Origin of the sequence: Simiaoa sp. (assembly GCF_051972595.1) — a bacterium.
GTDB lineage: Bacteria > Bacillota > Clostridia > Lachnospirales > Lachnospiraceae > Acetatifactor > Acetatifactor hominis.
Genome location: NZ_JBOKRY010000037.1, coordinates 22,317 through 30,472 on the forward strand (window position 1 = coordinate 22,317; position 8,156 = coordinate 30,472).

Below are 8,156 nucleotides of genomic sequence, written 5' to 3' on the forward strand. Positions count from 1 at the left end.
GTATCGGTTGAATTAGATTCTTTTAATGAGATTACATCGCTTTCTGAAATGGGGCGTACTGCATGATTTCTTGCATAAACCGTTGTCGTATCCTCACCGTTCATTCTCCACTCAGAAATACATATCCTCCTACATCTGTTTCCTTCCATGCTGCAGCATCTTTCTTACTGTCATAATAAGCTGTCTTTACAATATTGGTACCTATTACTTCTTGATCCAATGTATTTCTCACCTCATCTAAATGCACATTAATACTATCATTCGTCATTTCACCATTTACTACATACGCAATTTCATATACCCTTCCCCATAACGGATCATCAATATACCTTGTTCCTATCTGCTGAAAAACAGGTTTTCTATGTCCTACCATATATATCAGAAACATTCCTGCAACTATCGCCAATATTCCAATCAAAAAGGACATTCTTACAATTCGTCCATAGTTTTTCTTTTGGGGTTCAGGTTCTGATTCCTCATTTTCCCCTGTGTTATCCGTATTCTCCTTATCTCTCTCCTCCACATTCTTTTTTTGAAATTCAGGATTGTCCAGCTTCTCCAATGTCTTTTCCGGATTATGTAATTCGTCACACGATACCTGAAGTATATCTGCTATACTACTAAGCATCATCATATCCGGAAGGTTCTTTCCATTCTCCCATTTGCTTACCGCAGACGTAGAAACCGATAACCTCTCTGCCAGTTCCTTCTGACTTAATCCATTCTTCTTCCTTAAAATTACCAGTAGTTTACCAAATGCTTCCTTTTGCATAACTTTACCCCTTTAATTGTACTAGCAATGATACAATTATACGATTAAGTTATCTAAAAAGCAATGAAGCAAGAATGAACATACTTGACAATTCACATTTACCACAATGATACGTCTAAATCAATTGAGCATTTGGAAACTTCCCATTTTAATCTTATTAATTTCCTTTTGCTCAAGTAGTTACAGCAATAACCGTTTCCTAGATTATCGTGTCATACCTCCTATCGTTGTCTACTCTGCTACGGCCTCTTTCATGCTCTTCACATATTCTCCGATATAGGGAGCTGCGTCTTTGCCATACTTTGCAATGATCTTCACGATGGCACTTCCGACAATGGCTCCGTCGGATATGGACGCCATAGCCTTGGCCTGCTCGGGAGTGCTGATGCCGAAACCGATAGCACAGGGAACGTCGGTCACGGTGCGGATGCTTTCCACGATAGCAGGCAGATTGGTCTTGATCTCGCTGCGCACACCGGTGACACCCATGGAGCTTACCACATAGATGAATCCTTCCGCCTCCGATGCGATCTGGCGGATACGGCTCTCGGAAGTGGGTGCGATCATGGAGATCACCTTCACGCCATGGGCTTTGGCGGGAGCCTCCACCTCCGCCTTCTCTTCATAAGGCACATCGGGAATAATGATAGCACTGATGCCCAGTTCCTCACACTTTGTAAAAAAATTCTCATACCCATAATGGAATACGGGATTTACATAAGTCATAAACGCCAGGGGGATCTCCGACTGCTCCCGCACTCTCTTCACGATCTCAAACACACCGTCCGTGGTCATACCGTTGCTAAGAGAACGGATATTTGCCTCCTGGATCACCACACCTTCCGCCGTGGGATCAGAAAAGGGAATACCGATCTCTATGAGATCCGCCCCTGCCTTCTCCATCTCCAGAATAAACTTTACAGTGCTGTCCGCATCCGGGTCTCCTGCGGTAAGGAAAGCTATGAATGCTTTTTTATTGGGAGTATCAAATACTTTATCCAAATAATTATTCATTGTTGTTATCTCCATCTTCTTATTTTGTAATTTCTGTTTTGATTTTTACTTTCTTCTGTCTGTTACTCCTATGATGGCTTTACCGTCAAAACGATCAGTCATGAATATCCACGCCACGGTATCTTGCGATGGCTGCCACATCCTTGTCACCTCTGCCGGACAGACATACGATAATACTCTGATCCGGGCTGTAATTTTTGGCGATCTTACGCACCTGTGCTACCGCATGGGCACTCTCAATGGCGCAGATGATCCCCTCGGTTCTTGCCAGATATTCAAACGCATCCACTGCTTCATCATCCGTAATGGGGACATACTGCGCTCTGCCGATGTCATGCAGATAAGCATGCTCCGGTCCGATACCGGGATAATCCAGTCCTGCGGAAATGGAATATACGGGAGCGATCTGTCCGTACTCATCCTGGCAGAAATAGGATTTCATGCCATGGAAGATTCCTAAGGAACCCGTCGCAATCGTAGCTGCGGTCAGTGCCGTATCCACGCCCTTGCCTGCCGCCTCACAGCCGATGAGTTCTACATCCTGATCCTCAATAAAGTTGTAAAACGCACCCATGGCATTGCTACCGCCGCCCACACAGGCTACCACGGCTGCCGGAAGCTTTCCTTCTGCCTTTAGGATCTGCTCTTTTGCTTCCTGACTGATGACACTCTGAAAATCTCTTACGATCATGGGGAAAGGATGCGGTCCCATAACGGATCCCAGTACATAATGGGTGTCCGCTACGCGGTTGGACCATTCTCTCATGGTCTCATTGACGGCATCCTTCAAGGTCATGGTACCGGAAGTTACGGGATGTACCTTGGCTCCGAGGAGTTCCATACGATAGACATTCAGCGCCTGTCTGTCAGTATCTTCTTTTCCCATAAAAATTTCGCATTCCATACCGAGGAATGCTGCTGCCGTAGCGGTAGCCACACCATGCTGTCCGGCACCTGTCTCTGCGATCAGACGGGTCTTACCCATCTTCTTTGCCAGCAGTGCCTGTCCCAGGGCATTGTTGATCTTGTGGGAGCCGGTGTGGTTTAAGTCCTCTCTCTTTAAATAGATCTTCGCGCCGCCCAGATCCTTGGTCATCTTCTCCGCATAGTACAGCAGAGAGGGGCGACCGGCATATTCATTCAGCAGCTTATTTAGTTCCGCATTGAATTCCGGATCCTTTTTATAATGCTCATAGCACTCCTCCAGATGGATCAGTTCATTCATCAATGTCTCGGAGATATATTGTCCTCCGTGGATTCCGTAACGTCCTTTACCCATGTGTTCGTCCTCTTTTCTTTCATCCTGATTTTTATTCCTGATTTTCATTTTGATTTCTGATTTCTCATTTATACTGATGCCAGGGTCAAAAGGTCTAAGCCCACATGAGCTTGCTCATAGGTGGGTGAAAGACCTTAGGACCCGCCCCGATATGAGCATAAAAGTGGGATGATAATCCCACGATATGCGAATATTGGGTAGGGTGCTATGTGCCAGTGGCACATGTTTAGCACGGACCGAAGCGGAGCGGAGACGTGGGAGTGCGTAGCACGGAGCAATCCGTAGGCATCAAAGTTGGGGGCGATACCGTTCTACCAGTTCCATGATCCGGCGCATCTTCTCCGGATCTTTCTTCCGGTCACTCTCAATGCCGGAGCTTAAGTCCACAGCGTAAGGCCTTACCGCTTCCATGGCTTCAGTGAGATTCTCCGCCTGTAATCCTCCTGCCAGGAAAAATTCCCTGTCAATCCCACCAAGGACGCTCCAGTCAAACGCCTGTCCCGATCCCATTCCGCTGTCGAATAACAGATAGTCTGCACTGCTGTCCAGCCAGGCTTCCACATCATACCGGTCTCTTACTTTGACCGCCTTGATCACCGGCTTGTGGCACACCGCCTGCAGGTACTGGATATCCTCTTCCGTCTCATCCCCGTGAAGCTGTGCCACATCCAGAATGCCTTCCTCCAGCAGTTCTATGATGTTCTTCGGATCCTTATTCACGAACACCCCCACCGTCCGGATCCCCGGCAGGAGTTTTTTGCGATATTCGGCTGCCTGCTCCTTCGTAACCGCACGGTGGCTCTTTTCGTAAAATACAAATCCCACATAGTCCGGCTGCACCTCATTGGCATAAGCAATATCCTCCGGACGATAGAGACCACACATTTTTACTTTCATACCATTTACAACCTTTCTATAACCTGCAAACTTTCAGGTACTTTAGTACCTTGCCGTAGGCACAAATTGGCGTGTGAAAAATTTATTTTTCACACTATCCGCGAAGCTCCTGCAATACCGCTTTCTTATCCGCGCTTCGCATCAGCGTCTCTCCGATGAGAACAGCATTGGTACCATTCTGCTCGAGTCTCGCGATATCCTGTCTGGTCTTCATACCGCTCTCAGATACGAAGAGGATGTTCTCCGGCACCAGTTCCCGCAGCCGCACGGAATTATGGATATCCACCGTAAAATCTTTCAGATTCCGGTTATTGACACCGACGATCCTCGCACCTGCTGCAAGCGCCATCTCCACTTCCTTCTCGTCATGGGCTTCCACCAGTGCCGACAGGCCAAGTTCTCTGGCAATCCCCGCGTATTCCGACAACTGCATGGGAGAGAGAATCGCGCAGATCAGGAGAACCGCATCCGCTCCGATATTTTTTGCCTCATAGATCATATATTCGTCTACCGTGAAATCTTTTCGCAGCAGAGGAATCTGTACCGTCTGCCGGATCTTTGTCAGATATTCGTTCTTCCCCTGAAAAAACGCCGGTTCCGTCAGCACCGAAATAGCATCCGCTCCTGCCGCTTCGTATTCCTTTGCGATCTGCACATAGGGAAATTCCGGTGCGATCAATCCCTTGGAGGGTGATGCTTTCTTCGCCTCACAGATAAAGCTCATTCCCGGCTTTGCCAGTGCCTGCTCAAAAGGAAATCCCGTATTGCTGTCTAACTCTCTTGCTCTGGCGATCTGTTCTGCAAGAGGCAGTGCTTCTTTTGCTGCTGCCACCCGCTCCTTTGCAGAGGCTGCTATAGTATCCAGTATCATCCATTCATCCTGCCTTTCCGTTTCATAATCTAAATCCAGAGCCCTTGCGCCGCAGGTCAAAAGTACTCGTAACACTTTATCATGCATTGCTCAGCTTGATAAAACGCTCCAACTGTGCCTTTGCAAGACCTGTGTCGATGACCTTCTCTGCCAGCTTCACACCGTCTGCCATACTGTCTGCCTTGCCTGCCACATATAGGGCTGCTGCTGCATTCAGCAGTACTGCATTGCGCTTTGGACCCTTTTCGCCATTTAAGATAGCTCTGGTGATCTCTGCGTTCTCCTGGGGAGTTCCGCCCACCAAATCTTCCTTCGTGCATCTTTCCATGCCAAATTCTTCCGGTGTGATCACATAATTTTTGAAAGTGCCGTTGTCGATCTCACAGACTGCGGTAGGCGCACTGGCGGAGATCTCGTCCAGTCTGTCCTGTCCGTAGACTACCATGCCTCTCCTGACTCCCAGATTGGACAATACCTTTGCCATGGAAGGCAGCAGGCTTTCATCGTACACACCCATGATCTGATATACCGGTCCTGCAGGGTTTGCTAACGGTCCTAAGATATTGAAAATTGTACGGATGCCCAGTTCCTTGCGGATGGGACCCACATATTTCATGGCAGTGTGATATTTCTGTGCAAAGAGGAAGCAGATGCCGATCTCTTCTAACAGCTTCCTGCTCTGCTCCGGCTCTATGGTGATATTCACCCCCAGCGCTTCCAGGCAGTCTGCCGCACCGGATTTGGAGCTGGCTGCACGATTGCCGTGCTTGGCTACCGGTACACCCGCGGCAGAGATCACGATGCATGCCGTGGTGGAGATATTGAAGGAATTGGAGCCATCACCGCCGGTTCCCACGATCTCCAGTGTTTCTACATCTGCGCCCAGCTTTCTGCCGAATTTCCGCATCTCTTCTGCGGAGCCGGTGATCTCTTCGATGGTCTCACCCTTCTGGCTTAACGCTGTTAAGTAAGCGCTTTTTAAAATATCGCTGGCTTCCCCGCTCATGATCTCATCCATAACGGTTTTTGCCATATCGTATCCGATGTTCTCATTTTTTACCAGTTTTGCTACTGCTTCTTTGATCATATTTCTGCCTTCTCCCTTCTGCGTCTGTAAAAAATTAACGATGATCTGTCGTCCGTCCGGTGTCAGTACAGATTCCGGATGGAATTGTACTCCATAGATCTGTTTCTCTGTCTGTTCTACCGCCATGACTTCGCCATCTTCGGTAACTGCAGTAACTTTCAATTCTGCGGGAATCGTCTGAGGATCCGCTACCAGTGAATGATATCTTGCAACAGTGATGACCTTTTTCATTCTCCGAAACAATATGCTGTCCGTATCCAGAGTCGCCAGAGACTGTTTGCCGTGCATCAGGTGGGATGCATAGGTAACGGTAGCACCTGCCACCTCACAGATCGCCTGATGCCCGAGACAGATTCCCAAAATAGGGATCCTGCCCCCAAGTTCCCTGATCACATTTTCACAGACACCCGCTTTGTCCGGTCTGCCGGGTCCCGGCGATAATACGATGTGAGAGGGATTCATGGCGCGGATCTCATCCACGCTGCATTCATCATTGCGGATCACCCGGATATCCGGGTTCACACTTCCTACCAGCTGGTATACGTTGTAGGAAAAGCTGTCGTAATTATCGATCAGTAATATCATGCTTCCATTCCCTCCTGTGCTTTCTGAAGTGCCTGTCGGACTGCTGCCGCCTTCTGGATACATTCTCTGTATTCCTTCTCCGGAACGCTGTCCGCCACGATACCGGCGCCGGATCTTACGAATACTTTTCCATTCTTGGAAAAAGCAAGTCTGATGGCGATGCAGGTATCGAGATTCCCGGTAAAGGAAATGTAGCCGATGGCTCCGCCGTAGATACCTCTCTTATTGTCTTCCAGTTCATTGATGATCTCGCATGCCCGCAGCTTCGGGGCTCCCGACAGAGTTCCTGCGGGCAGGATAGCATCTACCGCATCCAGAGCATCCGCATCCTCTCTGATTACGCCCCGCACGGTGGAACCGATATGCATAACGTGGGAGTAACGCTCAATGGACATATACTTTTCCACTTCCACGGTGCCGATCCGGCTGATCTTGCCGATATCATTCCGCCCAAGATCCACTAACATATTGTGTTCGGAACGTTCCTTCTCATCTGCTAAAAGCTCTGACTCCAGCGCCTTGTCCGCTTCCTCGGTGGCACCTCTTGGTCTCGTTCCGGCTAAAGGGAAGGTATGTAACACGCCGTCCTCTAACTTTACTAATGTCTCGGGGCTTGCTCCCACGATCTCACCATCACTTCCGGAGAAATAGAACATGTATGGAGATGGATTTGTCGTGCGGAGTACCCGGTAAGCATCTAAGAGGCTTCCTTCCATCTCCGCCTCCAGACGATTGGATAATACCACCTGGAAGATATCTCCCTCTCTAATGTAATGCTTGGCTTTCCCGACCATGCTGCAATAGGCTGCTTCGTTGAACAGTGGCTGAAAATCTGTCCGAAGCTTACAGGGAATATGCTCTGCCTTTTCTCCGTTCAGCAAAAGCTCCTTCATGTTGTTCAGTTCCCGCTCCGCCCTATGATAATTGATCTCCAGATCCTCGGTCTTGATATTCAGGATCAGGATCAGCTTCTGTCTGTAATTGTCAAAAGCGATGACTTTGTGGAACAGCATCAGGTTCACATCCTGAAAGCCTTCCTCGTCCTTCGCATCCAGCCGCAGGGTCGGTTCGCTGTATTTGATATAGTCATAGGAAAAATATCCTACCAGGCCTCCGGTAAAGGAAGGCAATCCCGGAAGCTTGGGACTTTTATTCTCTTCCATGATGTTGCGGATGATCCCTCTGACATCTCCGGAATCTGTCCGGCTGGTCAGTTCCGATTTTATTGTTGTCTGACCGTTATAGCAGGTGATCTCAAGCAAAGGATCATAGCCTAAAAAGGAATATCGTCCCCATCGTTTATCCGCCTCCGCGCTTTCCAGCAGATAGACATGACCGCTGACCTTTTTTAAGATGCGCAGCACTTCGATAGGGGTGGTCATATCTGCATACAGCTCTGTGCTGATAGGAATCACTCCGTAGTTTTCTTCCGCTGCGATCTTTTTACATTCTTCCAGTGTGGGGGTGATCTTCATTCCGGTACTCCTCCTTAAAATTATTTCTGCTCACACCTTTTCAGCGCCTCAATTCGTAAAATCGCCTCTTTGAGGCTTCCTTTTACTCATTGAGACTATCTCGCCATAGGCTCTGAAAAGGTTACAATCACCACCACCCGTCTAACGGGTGGTTTGCTCTGAGGCTATAAGCCTCT

The 8,156-nt window shown here is 48.4% G+C and carries 7 protein-coding genes and 1 pseudogene; all 8 read right to left on the bottom strand.

All coding sequences use genetic code 11. From position 1 onward, the window contains the following. Positions 1–100: 100 nt before the first annotated feature. Complete coding sequence (locus tag ACTRDR_RS11755; RefSeq protein WP_440527711.1) at positions 101–772, bottom strand: helix-turn-helix domain-containing protein; 672 nt, start codon at positions 770–772, stop codon at positions 101–103. A 231-nt stretch (positions 773–1,003) separates the two neighbouring features. Next, entirely contained in the window at positions 1,004–1,786 is a 783-nt protein-coding gene (gene trpA, locus ACTRDR_RS11760) for a tryptophan synthase subunit alpha (RefSeq protein WP_440527713.1), read from the bottom strand. A gap of 94 nt (positions 1,787–1,880) precedes the next feature. Beyond that, positions 1,881–3,065, bottom strand: coding sequence for a tryptophan synthase subunit beta (gene trpB, locus ACTRDR_RS11765; protein ID WP_440527714.1), 1,185 nt, complete (start codon positions 3,063–3,065; stop codon positions 1,881–1,883). Between the two features lie 94 nt (positions 3,066–3,159). Beyond that, positions 3,160–3,370: pseudogene (locus tag ACTRDR_RS11770) on the bottom strand (hypothetical protein). After that, positions 3,354–3,962, bottom strand: coding sequence for a phosphoribosylanthranilate isomerase (locus tag ACTRDR_RS11775; protein WP_440527716.1), 609 nt, complete (start codon positions 3,960–3,962; stop codon positions 3,354–3,356). The pseudogene ACTRDR_RS11770 and the gene ACTRDR_RS11775 overlap by 17 nt, the downstream one beginning before the upstream one ends. Positions 3,963–4,056: 94 nt before the next feature. Then, on the bottom strand, positions 4,057–4,833 hold the full coding sequence (gene trpC / locus ACTRDR_RS11780) for an indole-3-glycerol phosphate synthase TrpC (protein ID WP_440527717.1): 777 nt from the start codon (positions 4,831–4,833) through the stop codon (positions 4,057–4,059). A 79-nt stretch (positions 4,834–4,912) separates the two neighbouring features. After that, positions 4,913–6,505: an anthranilate phosphoribosyltransferase gene (trpD, locus tag ACTRDR_RS11785; protein ID WP_440527718.1), complete on the bottom strand. Its 1,593-nt coding sequence runs from the start codon at positions 6,503–6,505 to the stop codon at positions 4,913–4,915. Next, the gene (gene trpE, locus ACTRDR_RS11790) at positions 6,502–7,980 is read right to left on the bottom strand and encodes an anthranilate synthase component I (protein WP_440527720.1); all 1,479 of its coding nucleotides are present in this window, start codon (positions 7,978–7,980) and stop codon (positions 6,502–6,504) included. Before trpE ends, trpD begins: the two co-directional genes overlap by 4 nt. Between the last annotated feature and the right edge of the window lie 176 nt (positions 7,981–8,156).